Source organism: Algoriella xinjiangensis (assembly GCF_900115015.1).
GTDB lineage: Bacteria > Bacteroidota > Bacteroidia > Flavobacteriales > Weeksellaceae > Empedobacter > Empedobacter xinjiangensis.
This window is the reverse complement of sequence record NZ_FOUZ01000003.1, coordinates 138,245-156,400: the sequence shown is the minus strand read 5'-3', so window position 1 is coordinate 156,400 and position 18,156 is coordinate 138,245. Positions and strand designations below refer to the sequence as shown.

Sequence of the window (18,156 nt, the reverse complement as noted above, 5' to 3'; positions counted from 1 at the left end):
TGAAATTTCTCAGTTTTAGTTAAAAAGTCTGTAGAAAGTGATTTTTTTGATAAAAAAATTCTACTTTTGAACACTAATTAAATTTAGTCTAAATAATAATTCTATATACTCAATTCGATATGAAAAGAATATTCTTTACAATGTTGTTGTTATCTTCTTTCTTAAAAGCGCAAGATAATTCGATGCTAAACGGAAATTTTTGGAAAAATAATCCAGATGTAGTTACAGTAAAAGCTGAAATTGCAAAAGGAAATAATCCTTCTCAAGCAAATGGCGGAAACCACGATGTTGTGAGTATGGCGATTAACAATGGTGCGCCGTTAGAAACGATTAAGTTTTTGATTGAACAACCTGGAAATAATATCGATAAAAATACGCATGATGGACGTTTATACATTCATTGGGCGGCGAATAAAGGGAATGTAGAATTGGTTAATTATTTGATAGAAAAAGGTTCTGACATTAATCGTACAGATGATAAAGGTGCAACTCCTTTAGCTTTTGCTGCAAGTAATGGACAAGCAAATCCTGCGATTTATGAAGCTTTTTTTAAGGCTGGAATCAATCCAAAACAAAAATATACAAACGGTGCTAACATTTTACTTTTAGCAATTCCGAATGATGTAGATTTTAAATTAACCGATTATTTAACAACAAAAGGTTTATCAATAAAAGATACAGACGAATTAGGAAGAACCGCTTTTGATTATGCTGCGCGTAATGGAAATGTAGAATTCTTGAAAAAAATAATAGAGAAAGGTGTTAAACCAACTGGCAGCGCATTAATCTTTGCTTCTCAGGGTACACGTTCTACTGCAAATGGTTTGGCAACGTATAAATATTTGGTTGAAGATGTAAAATTAAAAGCAAATTCGGTTGGTGAAAACGGCGAAAATGTTTTGCATAATCTTGTTAAGAAAAAAGATCAAGCAGAAAATATCAACTATTTTATTGCAAAAGGAGTTGATGTAAATGCAACTGATAAAGATGGAAACAATGCATTTATGAATGCTGCTGGTTCTAAAAATTTAGATGTTGTACAATTACTTCTTCCAAAAGCTAAAAATATAAATGCAGCAAACGCCAAAGGTGAAACTGCTTTGATGATGGCTGTACACAACGGTTCGCCAGAAATTGTTTCTTATTTAATAGAAAAAGGAGCAAAAACTGATTTAAAATCGAAAGACGGAAATTTAGGTTATTACTTGGTGCAATCTTACAAAGCGCCAAGACCAGGTGAAAAAAATGAAGAATTTAAACAAAAGTTAGACATTCTAACAAAAAGTGGATTCAATTTTGCAACACCGCAACCAGACGGAAGTACATTATATCATTTGGCAGTTGCTAAAAATGACATCAATCTTTTTAATGTTTTAGATGGCTTAAAAATTGATGTTAATGCAACAAACAAAGAAGGAATGACGGCTTTACACAAAGCGGCTTTAATGGCGAAAGATGATGTAATTCTAAAACATTTAGTTTCTAAAGGTGTTAAGAAAGACATCAAAACTGAGTTTGATGAAACGGCTTATGATTTAGCTTCGGAAAATGAATCGTTGAAAGAAAATAATGTCTCAATCGACTTTTTAAAATAATCAATTAAAATTGTTATCATACAAGAAAATAATACAATGAAATCTTTTTTAAAAATAACATTTACCGCACTTTTTATGTTCGGTTTAGCGCTTACTGCATCTGCACAAAGTGTAAAATACAAATGCATGTTACAAATGACAAACTACAAAGGTTTAGAAGCTTATGTAGTGGTTTCGTTAATCGATCCAAAAGGTAATTACGAAAAAACATTGTACATGATGGGACCAGATAAACAGTGGTACAACGGTTTTAAACAATGGGACAAATTCAATAAAAAGAAGAAAGAAAAATTGAACGGAATTACGGGCGCTTCTGTGGCTGCTGGTGACCGTAGCATCACAACTTTTGCTATTGATGCAACTAAAATGAACAAAGGCTACAAATTACGTTTCGAATCTGCTGTAGAAGATGGAAAATATCATGTAAACGATATCGAAATTCCTTTAACAACTGCGGGTATTACTCAAAAAGTTGAAGGTACTGGTTATATCCGTTACGTAAAATTAAATAAAGCACAATAAGAACTAAATTATAATCATGACCTTATCGGTTTGGCGCTATGCGCATTTAGCATTAGCAATAATTTCATTTCTTTTCCTTACAATGGCTTCTATTACAGGAGTCATTTTGGCTATTGATCCTGTTACAGAAAAAACTCAACCCTATAAAGTTGATAATTTTGATGCGATAACACTTGCTCAATCTCTGCCCGAACTAAAAAAAGTTTATCCAGAATTAATTGAATTAAGTGTAGATCACAATCAATTTGTAACCTTAGAAGGATTTGATGCAGATGGAAATGATTTTAAACAATTTGTAAATCCAACAACTGGAAAAGCAATAGGAACCCCAAAAGAAAAAAGTGAATTTATTCAGTGGATTACCTCGCTTCATAGGTCGTTATTTTTACACGAAACAGGTCGTTTTATAGTTGGTATAGTTTCATTTTTATTATTGTTGATTTCGGTTTCAGGAACCATTCTTATCATCAAACGTCAGCAAGGTATTCGACATTTCTTTGCCAAGATTAACAAAGATTTTTTCGCACAATATTTTCATGTTGTTGCCGGACGTATTTTGTTAATTCCTATTTTGATTATTTCTTTAACAGGAACATATTTATTTCTTTTACGATTTAATGTAATTCCAAATCCCGAAATAAAAACTGTAGAAATAACACCAAAAGTTGACGAAAACGCAAAACAAATTGATCTAAAAGATTTTCCAATTTTTAAACAAACGCATCTAGCTGATGTCGAAAAAATAGAATTTCCTTTTGCTGATGATCCCGAAGAATTTTATAAAATAAAATTAACTGATCGCGAATTAACGGTTAATCAAATTACGGGAAAAGTAGAAAATGAAACGCTTTATCCGAAAGCAAAAGTACTCGAAACATTAAGTTTAAATCTTCACACAGGTCGTACAAATGCTGTTTGGGCAATTATTTTAGGAATTGCTTCGCTTAATATTTTATTCTTTATTTATTCTGGTTTTGTAATTACGTTTAAACGAACTAGAACTAAAATCGGAAAGAATAAATTTACGGCTGATGAAGCTGAAATAATTCTTTTAGTTGGTTCAGAAAATGGTTCAACTTTAGGATTCGCTAACAAAATTCAAGCACAATTTTTAGCTGATGGTAAAAAAACATTTATGGCTCAAATGAACCAATATCAAGTTTATCCAAATGCTAAAAACATCATTATCTTCACCTCTACTTACGGAATTGGAGAAGCGCCTACAAATGCTAAAAACTTCGAAAATTTAGTCATAAAACATCCACAAACTCAAAATATAAAATTTTCTGTAGTTGGATTTGGATCTAAAGCTTACAAAGATTTTTGTGGTTATGCAGTTAAAATCGACGAATTATTAACTGCTCAAAAATGGGCAACGCGTTTATTAGATTTAAAAACTGTAAACGATAGATCGCCAGAAGAATTTACAAATTGGGTAAAAGAATGGAGTGAAATTAATTTAATTGCTTTGTCAACTGCTCCAGCTTTATACAGTGGAAAAACACCAAAATTAAAAGCATTAAACCTCGTTTCTAAAAATACAATATCTGAAAATGATAAAACATTTACGTTACATTTTCAAACAAAAGATAAGTTTAAATCGGGCGATTTATTGGCTATTTATCCCGCAAATGATCACCGAGAAAGATTTTATTCAATCGGAAAAATAAATAATAAACTTCAATTAGTTGTAAAACTCCATGAGTTTGGATTGGGTTCACAATATTTACATCAATTAAAAAATGATGAAATTATAAAAGCTCGAATCATTAAAAATTCTTCTTTTCATTTTCCTAAAAAAGCAAAAAAAGTAATTATGATTGCAAATGGAACTGGAATTGCTCCATTTTTAGGAATGATTGATGAAAATTCTAAATTGATTGAAACACATTTATATTGTGGTTTTCGTCATCAAAATGAAACAACAAAAAAATACCAAGAATTTGCAAATCAACAAATAGAAAAACAACATCTTAAACATTTTCAACTTGCTTTTTCTCGCGAAGAAAATTCAAATTATGTGATGGATTTAGTTAAAAAAGATGCAGATTTAATTACAGATTTTCTTCAAGATAATGGCGTAATTATGATTTGTGGTGCACTTGCTATGCAAAAAGATGTAGAACAAGTTTTAGAAGTTATTTGCCAAGAAAAACTAGGAAAATCATTTGATTATTTTAAAACGAAAGGACAATTATTAACCGATTGTTACTAAATTTTAAATCAATGCAAAAATTCACTAAATATATTTTTACAACTTTAGTTATTTTCCTTCTAATCCCTATTAATGCTCAAGTTGTAGGCATTAGAGATACGATTTTGATGGGAAGTAAATTTAAAATTACTTTGGTTGATAAAGATGCTATTTCAGTTGAAAAAAACATTGATAAAACGATTGGAGAAATTGTACGAATTGAAAATTTAATTTCTGATTGGAAACCCGATTCACAAGTTTCTCAAATCAATCAAAATGCAGGAATAAAGCCTATAAAAGTTGACCGAGAAGTTATTGAATTAACCAAAAGAGCGATTCAGTTTTCGGAAATAACAGATGGTGCTTTCGACATTAGTTTTGCTGCAATGTACAAAATTTGGAAGTTTGATGGCTCGATGGAACAACTTCCTTCACAAAGTGAAATTCAAAAAGCAATTGCTAAAATTGGTTATCAGAATATTCTTATAGACGAAGAAAATTCGACTATCTTCTTAAAACTTCCAGGAATGAAAATTGGTTTTGGTTCAATCGGAAAAGGTTATGGTGCGCAAAAAGCAAAAGATTTTATTCAAGATTTAGGAATTAATGCAGGAATAATTGATGCTTCGGGCGACATGACAATTTGGGGAAATCAACCCGATAATTCGCCTTGGAAAATTGGTGTAGTTAATCCATTTAAACGATATAAAACTGCAGATATTTTAGCTATAAAAAATGGAGCCGTGACAACTTCTGGCGATTACGAAAAGTTTATTTTGATTGATGGAAAAAGATACTCGCACATCATAAATCCCAAAACAGGAATGCCTTCTACAGGTTTAACAAGTGTTACTGTTATTGGCCCAAACGCCGAAACTGCAAATGGCTTTAGTACTTCTATAATGGTTTTAGGTCAGAAAAAAGGGCTTGAAATAATGAATAAATATCCTGATTATGCATGCTTATTAATTACAGATTCTGGTAAAATAATTCGTTCTAAGAATTATAAAAAAGTGCGTAAAACCATTCAATTCAACTAAATCATCTTTAATTTTTATTTCGCATTTATCAAAAATAATGCTATTTTTAAGCTAAATCATATCTTATGAAAAATCTAAAAATAGTGTTGATTTTAAGTTTTATAAATTTTTCTTACATCACTTATGCACAAAGTTTATACAATCCGAGAGCAAATAAAAAAGTAAGTTATTTAGATACAGAAGATTTTTCAATCACCTTTAAAAAGTCAATGTATGGTTTAACTTTTAATCAGAACAATAGAATGTTAACCAAAGATTTACAAAAAAAAATTGAACGATTTATGAAAAATACAAATCGACCAGTTTTTAAAGGTCTTGGCACATTTACGCTTCATATCATTAAACGAAATGATCAATATTTTGTCGTTGAAAGTCAAAAACCAGAAAAATTATTAGCACTTTAAAATAATTTTTTAATTTAAAATACTGCCTAAATTGTAACTTAAGTTACTTTAAAATTCAATCTAAAAGCTGAAATTGCATTAAAATTGTACTAAAATGAATGATGCAAAAAAAAGTCATTGGGAAAATATATACGAAACAAAAACGCCGAATGAAGTAAGTTGGACGGAAGAAAAACCAGAAACATCTTTGGATTTTATTCAGTCTTTTTCTATGGACAAAACCGCTAAAATTATTGATATTGGAGGTGGTGAAAGCAAATTGGTTGATTTTCTTTTGGAAGAAGGTTACGAAAATATAACGGTTTTGGATATTTCTCAAAATGCATTAAATCGAGCAAAGAAAAGATTAGGAAAAAATGCAGAAAAAGTAACTTGGATTGTTTCGGATATTACCGATTTTAATCCTGAAGAAAGTTACGATGTTTGGCATGATAGAGCTGTTTTTCATTTTTTAACTGAAGAAAAAGACATCAAAATCTATCAGAAATTGGTTGATAAAGCTGTGAATAATTTTATGGTTATTGGAACTTTTTCTACAAATGGACCTTTAAAATGCAGTGGTTTAGAAATCAAACAAAATGATGAAACATCTTTAATTTCTACTTTTGAAAAGAACTTTGAGAAAATAAATTGTTTAACAACAAATCATAAAACTCCGTTTGAAACGATTCAAAATTTCATCTTTTGTAGTTTCAAAAAAAATATTAATGTTGATAAATAATTCCATTCGGAATTATTTTTTTATACGCAGAATTATCATTTTTAATATCTTTTAAAACCCAAATCAATTCAGAATCTTCTCTTTTAATTTTAGATTTTAAGGTTTGTTTTATTTCTTGATTTGGATAAATTCCATGCCCTATTTCGGCACGCTTTTCAATCGGCGATAAATAAACTGTACCAACCGTCATTTTAAGTTTAGAATTTGGCAATTTAAAGTCTGGCATCAATCCTGCAACCGTTCCATTAAAATCTCCACCCGTTTCTTCTCCAACAAAAAAAGCACGATTTTTTAGTTGAAGATTTGCAGCAATTAAACTTGAAGCAGAATATGATCCACCATTAATTAAAACATACAAGTTTCCTTTGTAAATCAAGTCTTCATCAATAGTTGTAAACGAAAATGGCATATGCAATTCATATTCATTATCAGTATTTTTTGTCGTCGAAAAAAACGTATAACCAGAACCTAACCACAAAATTGGATAACTTGGTATTGGAAACAAATTGTACAACGTTTTTCCAAAAGAAGTTTTAGATTTGACAATCTTTTTTCCTAAGAATTTATCCGAATCTTCGACCAAATAAGCGTATAAATAATGTGCATCTTTTATATATCCGCCACCATTATTCCGGATATCTAAAATAAGATTTTTGACTTTATGATTCTTAATATATGTAAACGCATCTTTATATAGCTCTTTTATCTTTCCTTTTCTAAAATTTGTAATTTTTAGCACCGCAATCGTACTATCATTTGTCGGGAATGATAAATCTTTAGAATATGTTTTTGAGGTTTTATCGTATCCGTAGCGCTTTTGTTTAATTTTAAGTTGACGCTGAATATCTTTAGCTGCCTTTGTTGTAACAACTTCCGCTTTTGCAATTTCCTTTTTTGGTTTAGGAAAACTTCTGAATGTTTTTTTACTAATTACATTGCTTCCCATCAAAAAAGTTAGTTCAACAGAATCTTTAATTCCTTGTTCTAAAGTAATGTAATTTAGAAATGTACGGTTAAACAAATTGTCTGAAAATGTTTTGTTATAACCATCTCCATATAAGCTTGTTTTGTATTTTTTAACTAAATCTTGAATCAAAATATCATCAATTGCAAGTAAAGCCGAACCAGAATTAATTGGATTTGTTTTCGAAAAATCTTGAATTAAATAAATTGAATCGCTTTGCAAGAAAAATGAATAATTTTCGAACGCAGATTTAGAATTTTTATATTTCTTTTTTTCTTTTTTATTTAATCGTTTAAAAACTGGATATAAATCTGTATGACCATGACCTAAACTTTCAAAAATCGGAAAAAATTTAATAAAAAAATCATTTCTTTTTAATGGAGAATTGATTGTCTTTTTAAAACTATCAAACTTATAATCAATTTGATCTTCAGAAATATATAAATCTAATTTTGGATGATATCTTTTTAGTTTTTTATAAGCGAAATCAACATCTTTCTTCAGTTTTGAGGCAGGAATTTCTTCTTCGATATGTGCATTGTATCTTTTTACAGAAGTACAACTACAAATCAATCCCAAAAACAGAAAATAAAATATTGATTTTACATGCACTATTTTTTTGTTTTAATATCGTTCAAAATCCAGTCCAATTGCGGATCTTTTTCATTTACAATATCGTTAAAATTAGTTTCTATTGCAACATCCGGAATTATTCCTCGTCCTTTTAGTTCGCGAGAAGTATTTGGTTTAAAATCTAACAAACCATAAAACACGCCAATTTTAGCATTTTTTAATTTAAAATCAGCAAAACTACCTGCTACCGTTCCATTATAATCACCACCAGTTTCTTCACCAACAAAAACTGCTTTTCCTTCGTTTTGCAAAGCTGCACCTAAAATACAAGTTGCAGAATAAGACATTCCATTTGTCAAAACGTAGATATTTCCTTGGTATTTTTTAGGTTGATTAAGCAAATCTTTTTTGTTTGTTGCTTTATAATAATAGTTTCCGTCCTTCTCTTTTTTCGTATTAAAAAGCGTTTTAGAATAATGATAAAGCGCAAACGGAAGACCTATTGTATTTCCTATATATCCAAGTTTATTAAATAAATTTTCAGTAACAGAAAACTTCGAATTTACTTTCATTTTATCAGCCATTACAGCCTTTGGTTGATTAGTTGTAGTAAGAAATGAATACAAATAGTTCGCATCACTTACATAACCGCCACCGTTATTACGCAAATCAAGAATTAAATTTTTGACCTTTAATTTATTTATTGAATCAAAAATAAACGGATATGCTTTTTTACTATGTCTTAACGAAAAAGTCTTAATTTGTAAAATAGCCGTTGTAGAATCTTCTTTATTTGGAAAGATAATTTCGCGCTGATAATCGTTTCTTATTTTGTTATAAACAAAATATTTTTTGACATCAGATTTGTACTTTTCAAGGTCTTTTTTACGATTTTTTTCTTCTTTTGTTAACTTTTTAACCTCTTTTACAATTTTTGGTTGATCTGCAACTGAATCTTTTTTAGTTAAATTATCATCCTTTTTAACTTTCTTCTTTTTAAATTCTCTCTTTACTATTTGTGTAAAAATCGAATCATTTTTTTGCATCTTTAATTCAACCGAATCCACTATACCAATTTCATTGTTTACATAACGCAAAAATGCACCACTCAACATATATTTATTCAGCGTTTTGATGTAACCATCTCCTTTTCTGTAATCGTGATAAAGTTGATAAAAATCGCTATAATTAACGCCATTTATCGCTAAAATCTCTGCTTTTTCTACCAAAGTTGAGTCTTTAGAATAATTAGTATTTAAGTACAAATGATTGTCAAATGACTTAATTTCTAATTGAGAAAATGGTCCTTTAGAATCTTTATACTTTTTACGTTCTTCTTTTGTAGCACGCTTATTTAAAGACATTACAACCGTATGACCATGTCCAAAAGTAGAAACAACTTTTGATAATTCTCTCGAAAAATCGTTAGGTTTCATCGGTTGTTGAATACTATTTTTAAAACTATCTAAACGATTAGACAAAACATTTTTCGAATAATACAAATCGATGTCAACTTGCTTTTTTAGCAACTTATTTTTGACAATATCTACATCATTTCGAAGTTTATCTACATCTATTTTTTCATCAATATGTGCATTGTATTTTTCTACCGATACACAAGATGTTAGCGATAAAAAAGATAGAAAATAAAGTAGTTTTGTCATGGTTGGTTTTATACAACTAGACGCAACTTATTTTAAATCGTTACAAAAAATTGGAATTATTTTACTTCTTGATAAAATTCTTCGATAAAATTCTCCATAAATTGATGACGTTTATTTGCGATTTTTTTAGCAGTTTCTGTATTCATTAAATCTTTCAATTTAAACAATTTTTCGTAAAAATGTTGCACACTCGATCCGTCTTTTGAGTTATCATACGGATTATACAACACATTATGTACACTTCCGCCATACGCAAAACAACGCGCTATACCAACGGCTCCAATCGCATCCAAACGATCTGCATCTTGCACAATTTTCGCTTCGATAGTTGTCGGAGTATTTCCTTTACTAAACGAAACTTGCGAAACAATTTCTAGCACTTTATCGATCGTTTCTTGCTCAACCTGCAACGTTTGTAAAAATTCGGATATCAATTCGTTTGATTTATCAACACCATCATGCAATTTGTAATCACCTACATCATGCGTCCAAGCGGCTAATTCGACTAAAAATGGATCAGCATTTTCTGTTTCCAATATTTTTTTGGCATTGGTTACAACACGTTCAATATGAAAATAATCGTGGCCAGTTCCTTCGTCTAAAAATGTTTTCTTTATATACGCTTGCGTTTCTGCAAGAATTTCTGCTTTATTCATAATCAATAATTGTAATTCTATTCTCTATTTTCGGGTTTATTATTTGCTGTTTTTCTGCATAAATTTTCAACACTTCATAATCTTCGATTGATTTTTCATCCTCTGCACCAATCAAAATTCTAGTGTAATTTTTAAGCTTTCCAAAATTGTAATCATTCAACACTAATGTATACTTTTTTTCATTTTCTAAATGAGGAAATTCAATAGAATTTGACTTTTTATTGATGATAAATTTAGTTCCAGCAACTTGAATTAATTTTGGTTTTTCAGACAAAATATTTTGTTCTAAAAATGCTTTAAAATCTTTTCCATTTAATTCGACCACCACCATTTTATTTCCGAAAGGCAATAATGTTCGGGCAGATTTGTAGGTAAAATCACCTTTTTCTACATTTTTTCTAATTCCGCTTCCATCAATCAAAGCCAAATCAGTTTTATAATAATCTCGCATCGCATCCGTTACAAAATTTCCTGCTAAAGATTCCGTTTTTAAACTCTGAAAAGCATCTAAATCTACTTCTAAAACAGCTAATTTCTGATTCAATTCTTTCTCTACATTATTCTTTTCTTGTGCTTCTAATTTAGCTAAAACTTTATCTTTTATGGTGTTTTTATCGAGCGGAATTATTTCTATTTGTGGTAAATTATGACTTGAAAGATTTATTTTAGCGACAGAACTCATGTTACCTGCAGTTGCAATAATCGGAGTTTTACCAACATAATTTATCTGCGAATTATATTCGTCAACTTCTTCGGTTAAAACTAAATTGATTGCGGGAAAACGTTTCAGTAATTCTCTGTTTTTCGCTAAATCCATTTGAGATATAACCACAATTTGATTAAATAATTGATTTTTTACTTGTTTAAAAACTTTCTCTACCGACAAAAATAAATCTGATTGTTGTACGCGCGAATCTTTTTTTGTGGTTTGCATTTGATCCGTTAATCCAATAAAAAGAATGGTTTGATTATTTATTTTCTTAATCAAATAAGTTGGTAACTGATGAAACGAGTTTCCTTTATCATCGACTAAATTTGAGGTAAAAAATGTTCCCTTTATTTGATTTATTAAAGTTATCAGATGATCTACACCATAATCAAACTCATGTTGTCCAAAATTAAAAATATCAACAGGTATTTGATTAAACGCAATTGGCATGTGATTACCTTTGTATATACCGCCATATAAAACGCCTCCAACAAAATCTCCTCCATGAATTGTCAACGTTTCGTTGTTCTCTTTTTTCGCAATATCAACCACAGTTTTTAATCGAGCAACTCCGCCTCTACCGTCTTCTATATCATCTAATTCATACAATTGATGCGCGTCTGTAAAATAAATAATTTGAGCATTTTGAGCAAATAGAATGAAAGGTGAAAGTAGAAAAAACAACTTGAACATGATAGATAAATTTGTGGATAAAATTACGCAAGATTATTCTGTCATAAAACTTGACAAACATCATTTGTTTGAATAATTAATTTAAAACTAAATTTTTACTAAAAATAATGTATCTTTGCACCTCAAATTGTAAAACGGGACGAGTTCCCATAATTAATTAGTTATACTATGGCTACAAAAATTAGATTACAAAGACATGGTCGTAAAGGAAAACCATTCTTTCACATCGTAGTTGCTGACTCTAGAGCAAGACGTGATGGTCGTTTCATCGAAAAATTAGGTACTTACAACCCAATTACTAATCCTGCAACAATCGAATTAAATGTTGATTCTTCTGTTGAATGGTTATTAAAAGGAGCGCAACCTACAGATACGGCTAAAGCTTTATTATCTTACAAAGGTGCTTTCATGAAAAAACACTTATTAGGAGGTGTTGCTAAAGGAGCATTTACTCAAGAAGAAGCTGACAAACGTTACGCTGCTTGGTTAGAAGCTAAAGATGCTAAAATTCAAGCTAAAAAAGACGGTTTAACTTCAAACGCTGCTGCTACTAAAGCTGCTGCATTAGAAGCTGACAAAGCTGTTAACGCTGCACGTGTAAAAGCTGCTCAAGAAGCTGAAGCTGCTGCATTAGCTGAAGAAACTCCTGCTGCAGAAGTAGAGGGTGCAACTGAAGAAGTTGCTACAGAAGAATAATTTTTAAGTTCAGAAAGAATCCAATGACAAAAAATGATTGCTACTATTTAGGTAAAGTTACTAAGAGACACGGTTTCAAAGGTAATTTAATCATTCACTTGGATACTGACGAACCAGAATTATACAATACTTTGGAAGCAGTGTTCATCGAGCAAGATGGTACACTGGTTCCATTTTTTTTTGAAACTGCACAGCCATATCAAGGCACAAAATTATTGGTAAAATTTGAAGATGTTGAGAACGAAGACGTAGATCGTTTAGTGAATCGCGAAATTTATTTACCATTAAAAACATTACCAGAACTTACTGGAACAGCATTTTATTATCACGAAGTTATTGGATTTACAATTTACGATCAATCTAATACCGAAGTTGGTGTAATTAATTCTGTTAATGATTCTGCTGCACAAGCTTATTTTGAAGTAAATGCAAACGGAAAACAAATTCTTATTCCGATGATTGACGAATGGATTTTAGAAGTTAACCGCGAAGAAAAAGCGATGTTAGTTCAAATTCCGGACGGATTATTAGAAATTTATTTGGGATAAATTACTTATTAAATACCTATTTTTTCTTTTAATACCTTTTTCACTTTTATTTTTTTTAGATAAGAGCACAATTGTTATGGTAAAATCCGAAACTTGGTCTATATTTTTTAGTGTCAATTTCGTACCTTTGCAAACTCAATCGTAATTAAAAATGGAAGAAGAAAAAAAATCATTGAATTTTATCGAGCAAATCATTGAAGATGATTTAGCCAATGGGATGCCTAAAGAAAATTTACGTTTTCGTTTCCCACCAGAACCAAATGGTTATTTACACATCGGGCATGCAAAAGCAATCTGCTTAAACTTTGGTTTAGGACAGAAATATAATGCGCCTGTAAACTTACGTTTTGACGACACAAACCCTGACAAAGAAGAGCAAGAATTCGTAGATTCTATTCGCGAAGATGTAAAATGGTTAGGATTTGAATGGACGGAAGAACGTTATGCTTCTGATTATTTCCAGCAGCTATACGATTGGGCTGTACAATTAATCAAAGAAGGAAAAGCATATATTGACGATCAATCTTCTGAAGTAATTAATGAACAACGTAAAACTCCTTTTGAACCAGGAATTGATTCGCCTTTCAGAAATCGTGCAATCGAAGAAAGTTTAGATATTTTCGAACGCATGAAAGCAGGAGAATTTGACGAAGGAACACATGTTTTACGTGCAAAAATTGATATGACTTCTCCAAACATGAACATGCGTGACCCTGTTATGTACCGTATTTTAAAGCGTCCACATCACAGAACTGGTGACACATGGAAAATGTATCCGATGTACGATTGGACTCACGGAGAATCTGATTATATAGAAGGTATTTCGCACTCTTTATGTTCGTTAGAATTTAAAAATCACCGCGATTTATACGAATGGTACGTAAATAATGTATCCTTAGAAGGACAAAATCAAAAACCAAAACAACGTGAGTTTGCGCGTGGTAATGTATCTTACATGATTACAAGTAAACGTAAATTAATGAAATTGGTACAAGAAGGTGTTGTAAACGGATGGGATGATCCGCGTATGCCTACAATTTCTGGTTTGCGTCGTCGCGGTTATACAGCAGAATCTATCAAGAATTTTTGGAATGTTGCCGGTATTGCGAAACGTGATAATGTGTTAGATATTTCTTTATTAGAATTTTCTGTTCGTGATCATTTAAACAAAATTGCACCACGTGTTTTTGCGGTTATTGATCCTGTAAAAGTGATTATTGAAAATTATCCTGATAATCAAGTTGAAGAATTAGAAATCGAAAATAATCCAGAAGACGAAACTGCTGGTACGCGTATTGTTCCTTTTACAAAAGAAATTTATATTGAACGTGAAGATTTTATGGAAGAAGCGCCTAAAAAATTCTTTCGTTTATCAATAGGAAATGAAGTTCGTTTGAAAGGTGCATACTTTATCAAAGCAGAACGTGTAGAAAAAGATGCGGAAGGAAATATTACGACAATTTATGCAACGTATGATCCTGAAACAAAATCTGGAAGCGGAACTGAAGCTTCTAAACGTAAAGTAAAAGGTACGTTACATTGGGTTTCTGCAACAGAAAATATTCCTGTAGAAGTACGCGAATATGATCGTTTATTTACAGTAGAATCGCCAGATGCAGAAAAAGATGTAGACTTTTTACAATTCGTAAATCAAGATTCTTTAACGGTTAAAAATGGTTTTGCAGAACCAGCTTTAAAAGAAGCGAAAGTAGAAGATAAATTCCAATTTCAACGCATTGGTTATTTTGCTTTGGACAAAGATTCAACTTCAGAAAAATTAGTTTTTAATAGAACTGTTACCCTAAAAGATGCGTGGGTAAAAGCAAATAAATAAAAAAAATAAACATATATCATTGAATACCAGGCTCGAACATTTTGTTCGAGCTTTTTAATACATAATAATAATAATAATAATGAAAATATCACAAAGATTAGTAGGATTAGATTTATTAAGAGCAATCTTAATGCTTATTGGACCTATTTATCACATTTCTTACTTATTTGAAACTAATAGTAATTTAATAAATACTAACAATAATTTTATTTATGATTTATTCTCTATAACTCATCCTTTTAGAATGGAAGTATTCTTTCTTCTATCTGGATTCTTTGCTTCTTTTCTAATTGAACAAAAAGGTATTACATTTTTTAAAAAGAATAGAGTTCAGAAGATATATATTCCATTATTATTTTCAATACTAATTATTCTTCCAATAACAATTAAACTATACTACATCAATCAAAATTCATATCAAATCAATAGCCAACATATATGGTTTTTAATTAGTTTAGCATTAGTTTTTATCCCCTACTCTTTTTTTTATAAATTAATTAAAAAAGTAGTACTATATACAACTTCTTTCAGTCTTCTTAAAATACTAATAATCTCACTTTTTTATGCATCATTAACTTATGCTCTTTCTAAAGTATCATATGAATTAAGTAAAATATCTTCTCCAGAAATTCATGAAATAGTTTATACTTTTTTAATAAATCCCATAAATAGTTTTTTACCAACATTTTTAGGATCAGTATTATATTATAAATCTTATAACATAAATAAAAAATTCAATTTACCTATTATTATTGCATTTCTTATTATTCATTCTATTTTTAGCTCGCCTGTATTAGAAACTTTAAAAAATATCTATAAAATACCATTAAGAGGAATATATTTTATAACTACATTCTACTTAATCTTAATCATTTACAATTATTTTAAAAATCTTAAAATTAATAATTCAGAGAGATTAAAATTTTTTGTTAATGCTTCTTTTACAATTTATTTAATCCATCAACCATTAGTTTATTTTAATGGATTATTTATGAATAAACTAATTTCGAATGATTATACTGAATTTATGTTTATAAATATTCTTACATACAGTCAATGTTTTATACTATATTATATTATTAGTAATTTAAAAATAGGAAGGTATTTATTTGGCATTAAAACTGCTGAAAATATTTCATTTTTAAAATCATCAAAATATTTCACTTTTAAATAAAATATGATTTTTATTAGTATATTTAATAAAAAATATATGAATAAAATTCTATTAATTATTTTTCTATCACTATTTTTTTCATGTAACAATGATGACAATGATGACAATTTTGAGATAAAATCACGTGCTACGTCGAATAATTTTACTATTCAAAAAGATACAATAAAAGTATTAGCAATTGGAAATAGCTTTTCAGAAGATGCAGTAGAAAATCATTTAAGTAAATTAGCTGAGAGTGCTGGAAAAAAAATTGTTATTGGTAATTTATATTACGGAGGAGCATCATTAGATTTTCATTTGCAATCAACTCAAAGTGATGCACATATATATAGATACTATAAGTATAATTTAAAAAATGAAATAAACATTATTAATTCTTATAATATAAAAAGAGCTTTAAATGATGAAAAATGGGATTACGTATCAATGCAACAAGTAAGTCAAAATTCTGGTATGTATGCAACGTTTGTTACTCCATTGCCACTACTTATTAAGTATATAAATACAAACACCATTGGATATGATCCTAAAATAATACTACATCAAACATGGGCATATAGTCCAACTTCTACTCATCTAGGGTTTGCAAATTACAATAATAATCAACTTTATATGTACAGAAGCATTGTAGAAGCTTATGAATTATCAAAGAAAGATTTTAATATCGATTTTATTGTACCCACAGGTACTGGTATTCAAAATGCAAGAACAACTTCTTTAGGAAATGATTTAACAAGAGATGGATACCATTTAAATTTGAGAGTAGGTCGATATATTGCTGCATGTGTTTGGTTTGAAAAATTATTTAAAGTGAATGTAATAGGAAATAAATATAAACCGGAAGGAGTAAGCGATCTTGAAATTAAGCTTATACAACAAGCTGCACATTACGCAGTATTAAAGCCTAGTAAAATTACCGATATTAAATAATAAATCTATCTTTTTAGATATCAAGCTCGAACGTTTTGTTCGAGCTTTTTTTATTATCTTTAAACTAAAATCTAAACCGAATGAAAAAAAATATCTGCTACATCTTATTCACAAGTGTTGTGCTATTTGCAAGTTGCAAAATCACAAAACGAACAACAGATAAACAGACCACAACAGAAAATAAAAAACAAGAAGAAACATTGATTGGACGATGGAAATTGGTTAAATTATCTGGAGGAATTGTAGGAAAAGAACAAGATCCGCCAATGGGACAAGTTCAGGTAATAGAATTTACGCCAACAGAAATGATTTTGATTATTAATGGTAAAGAAGTTTCGAGAAACAGCTATACGACTGGAAAAGGTAAAAGCATACAAAGTATAAATGAACGTGATATGATTTTTATAAACGCCAATACATCTGCTGGAATGAGTTATAATTTGTTGGGCGATAAACTAACAATTAGCGAAGAATTTCATGATGGTTTTACCAAACATTTTGAACGAATAGGGAAAAATGATGACGGATTACTTAGAGAATAAAAGCTCCATAAAAAATTGGAATGAAGATGATCGTCCACGTGAAAAATTAGCACTAAAAGGACGTTCATCACTTTCTGATGCCGAATTGTTAGCCATCATAATGGGAAGCGGAAACCGAGACGAATCGGCAGTAGAATTAGCAAAACGAATCTTAAAATCTGCTAATAATAACTGGAACGAATTAGCCAAATTTACAATTCAAGATTTATCAAAATTTAAAGGAGTTGGCGAAGCAAAAGCAATTTCAATCATCACAGCACTAGAAATAGGACGAAGAAGAAATTCGCAAGAAGCATTAGAGCGCGAAAAAATTACATCAAGTCATGAAGCTGCAATTATTATGCAACAACAAATTGGCGATTTACCAAACGAAGAATTTTGGGTAATGTTTCTCAATCAAGGAAATAAAATCATCAAAACCGAACAAATTTCTCGTGGTGGAATAACACAAACTTCTGTTGATGTTCGCGTTATTTTTAAACGAAGTTTGGAGTTAATGGCGACTGCAATTATCTTATCGCACAATCATCCTTCTGGTAACCTCACGCCTAGTGAAGCAGATAAAAGTATTACTCGAAAAATAAAAGAAGGTGCTACTTTGTTGGATATTCAAGTAATCGATCATATTATTGTGACGCAGAAAGAATATTATTCCTTTGCAGATAAAGGATTAATCTAAAAAAATATTACTTTTAAG

17 protein-coding genes are annotated in these 18,156 nt (G+C 29.9%); 13 read left to right on the top strand and 4 right to left on the bottom strand.

The features are described from left to right. Positions 1–119 precede the first annotated feature (119 nt). From BM072_RS03855 to BM072_RS03830, 6 genes are all read left to right on the top strand, one after another. Complete coding sequence (locus BM072_RS03855) at positions 120–1,595, top strand: ankyrin repeat domain-containing protein (RefSeq protein ID WP_092906731.1); 1,476 nt, start codon at positions 120–122, stop codon at positions 1,593–1,595. A 36-nt stretch (positions 1,596–1,631) separates the two neighbouring features. Then, a complete protein-coding gene (locus BM072_RS03850) occupies positions 1,632–2,117 on the top strand; it encodes a DUF2271 domain-containing protein (protein ID WP_092906729.1) in 486 nt (161 codons plus the stop codon). 16 nt (positions 2,118–2,133) lie between these two features. Continuing rightward, complete coding sequence (locus tag BM072_RS03845; RefSeq protein WP_092906727.1) at positions 2,134–4,332, top strand: PepSY domain-containing protein; 2,199 nt, start codon at positions 2,134–2,136, stop codon at positions 4,330–4,332. Between the two features lie 11 nt (positions 4,333–4,343). After that, complete coding sequence (locus BM072_RS03840; protein ID WP_245752049.1) at positions 4,344–5,351, top strand: FAD:protein FMN transferase; 1,008 nt, start codon at positions 4,344–4,346, stop codon at positions 5,349–5,351. A 65-nt stretch (positions 5,352–5,416) separates the two neighbouring features. Continuing rightward, a complete protein-coding gene (locus BM072_RS03835) occupies positions 5,417–5,755 on the top strand; it encodes a hypothetical protein (RefSeq protein WP_092906725.1) in 339 nt (112 codons plus the stop codon). Between the two features lie 94 nt (positions 5,756–5,849). Continuing rightward, on the top strand, positions 5,850–6,476 hold the full coding sequence (locus BM072_RS03830; RefSeq protein ID WP_092906723.1) for a class I SAM-dependent methyltransferase: 627 nt from the start codon (positions 5,850–5,852) through the stop codon (positions 6,474–6,476). Here the strand turns inward: BM072_RS03830 and BM072_RS03825 are convergent. From BM072_RS03825 to BM072_RS03810, 4 genes are read right to left on the bottom strand one after another with little or no spacing between them, the layout of a single operon-like run. After that, positions 6,460–8,052, bottom strand: a complete 1,593-nt coding sequence (locus BM072_RS03825; RefSeq protein ID WP_092906721.1) for a S41 family peptidase — start codon at positions 8,050–8,052, stop codon at positions 6,460–6,462. The genes BM072_RS03830 and BM072_RS03825 overlap by 17 nt on opposite strands. Then, positions 8,052–9,677 carry a S41 family peptidase gene (locus tag BM072_RS03820; protein ID WP_092906719.1) on the bottom strand — a complete coding sequence of 542 codons (1,626 nt, stop codon included), beginning with the start codon at positions 9,675–9,677 and terminating at the stop codon, positions 8,052–8,054. The genes BM072_RS03825 and BM072_RS03820 overlap by 1 nt, the downstream gene beginning before the upstream one ends. 56 nt (positions 9,678–9,733) lie before the next feature. After that, a complete protein-coding gene (locus tag BM072_RS03815) occupies positions 9,734–10,333 on the bottom strand; it encodes an HD domain-containing protein (protein ID WP_177190251.1) in 600 nt (199 codons plus the stop codon). Continuing rightward, positions 10,326–11,735 (bottom strand): bifunctional metallophosphatase/5'-nucleotidase, encoded by a 1,410-nt coding sequence (locus BM072_RS03810; RefSeq protein WP_092906714.1) that lies wholly within the window; start codon positions 11,733–11,735, stop codon positions 10,326–10,328. The genes BM072_RS03815 and BM072_RS03810 overlap by 8 nt, the downstream gene beginning before the upstream one ends. A 168-nt stretch (positions 11,736–11,903) precedes the next feature. On the opposite strand from BM072_RS03810, the gene BM072_RS03805 reads away from it, so the two are divergent. The 7 genes from BM072_RS03805 (at position 11,904) to radC (ending at position 18,138) form a co-directional block, all read left to right on the top strand. Further along, entirely contained in the window at positions 11,904–12,431 is a 528-nt protein-coding gene (locus BM072_RS03805; RefSeq protein WP_092906712.1) for a 30S ribosomal protein S16, read from the top strand. Between the two features lie 23 nt (positions 12,432–12,454). Then, positions 12,455–12,979 (top strand): ribosome maturation factor RimM, encoded by a 525-nt coding sequence (gene rimM, locus BM072_RS03800; RefSeq protein WP_092906711.1) that lies wholly within the window; start codon positions 12,455–12,457, stop codon positions 12,977–12,979. Between the two features lie 151 nt (positions 12,980–13,130). After that, complete coding sequence (locus BM072_RS03795) at positions 13,131–14,813, top strand: glutamine--tRNA ligase/YqeY domain fusion protein (protein ID WP_092906709.1); 1,683 nt, start codon at positions 13,131–13,133, stop codon at positions 14,811–14,813. Between the two features lie 79 nt (positions 14,814–14,892). Further along, positions 14,893–15,987, top strand: coding sequence for an acyltransferase family protein (locus tag BM072_RS03790; protein ID WP_092906707.1), 1,095 nt, complete (start codon positions 14,893–14,895; stop codon positions 15,985–15,987). Positions 15,988–16,023: 36 nt separating this feature from the next. Continuing rightward, the gene (locus tag BM072_RS03785) at positions 16,024–16,917 is read left to right on the top strand and encodes a DUF4886 domain-containing protein (RefSeq protein ID WP_177190250.1); all 894 of its coding nucleotides are present in this window, start codon (positions 16,024–16,026) and stop codon (positions 16,915–16,917) included. A gap of 80 nt (positions 16,918–16,997) precedes the next feature. Next, a complete protein-coding gene (locus BM072_RS03780; RefSeq protein WP_092906703.1) occupies positions 16,998–17,459 on the top strand; it encodes a hypothetical protein in 462 nt (153 codons plus the stop codon). Continuing rightward, positions 17,437–18,138, top strand: a complete 702-nt coding sequence (radC, locus tag BM072_RS03775; protein ID WP_092906701.1) for a RadC family protein — start codon at positions 17,437–17,439, stop codon at positions 18,136–18,138. The genes BM072_RS03780 and radC overlap by 23 nt, the downstream gene beginning before the upstream one ends. The last annotated feature ends 18 nt before the right edge of the window (positions 18,139–18,156 follow it).

Bases quoted from the DNA above. Each gene is read 5' to 3' on its own strand.
- BM072_RS03795 (WP_092906709.1), top strand. From the start codon at position 13,131: ATGGAAGAAGAAAAAAAATCATTGAATTTTATCGAGCAAATCATTGAA.
- BM072_RS03785 (WP_177190250.1), top strand. From the start codon at position 16,024: ATGAATAAAATTCTATTAATTATTTTTCTATCACTATTTTTTTCATGT.
- BM072_RS03845 (WP_092906727.1), top strand. From the start codon at position 2,134: ATGACCTTATCGGTTTGGCGCTATGCGCATTTAGCATTAGCAATAATT.
- BM072_RS03835 (WP_092906725.1), top strand. From the start codon at position 5,417: ATGAAAAATCTAAAAATAGTGTTGATTTTAAGTTTTATAAATTTTTCT.
- BM072_RS03815 (WP_177190251.1), bottom strand. From the start codon at position 10,333: ATGAATAAAGCAGAAATTCTTGCAGAAACGCAAGCGTATATAAAGAAA.
- BM072_RS03820 (WP_092906719.1), bottom strand. From the start codon at position 9,677: ATGACAAAACTACTTTATTTTCTATCTTTTTTATCGCTAACATCTTGT.
- BM072_RS03810 (WP_092906714.1), bottom strand. From the start codon at position 11,735: ATGTTCAAGTTGTTTTTTCTACTTTCACCTTTCATTCTATTTGCTCAA.
- BM072_RS03780 (WP_092906703.1), top strand. From the start codon at position 16,998: ATGAAAAAAAATATCTGCTACATCTTATTCACAAGTGTTGTGCTATTT.
- BM072_RS03805 (WP_092906712.1), top strand. From the start codon at position 11,904: ATGGCTACAAAAATTAGATTACAAAGACATGGTCGTAAAGGAAAACCA.
- BM072_RS03840 (WP_245752049.1), top strand. From the start codon at position 4,344: ATGCAAAAATTCACTAAATATATTTTTACAACTTTAGTTATTTTCCTT.
- BM072_RS03855 (WP_092906731.1), top strand. From the start codon at position 120: ATGAAAAGAATATTCTTTACAATGTTGTTGTTATCTTCTTTCTTAAAA.
- rimM (WP_092906711.1), top strand. From the start codon at position 12,455: ATGACAAAAAATGATTGCTACTATTTAGGTAAAGTTACTAAGAGACAC.
- radC (WP_092906701.1), top strand. From the start codon at position 17,437: ATGACGGATTACTTAGAGAATAAAAGCTCCATAAAAAATTGGAATGAA.
- BM072_RS03790 (WP_092906707.1), top strand. From the start codon at position 14,893: ATGAAAATATCACAAAGATTAGTAGGATTAGATTTATTAAGAGCAATC.
- BM072_RS03850 (WP_092906729.1), top strand. From the start codon at position 1,632: ATGAAATCTTTTTTAAAAATAACATTTACCGCACTTTTTATGTTCGGT.
- BM072_RS03830 (WP_092906723.1), top strand. From the start codon at position 5,850: ATGAATGATGCAAAAAAAAGTCATTGGGAAAATATATACGAAACAAAA.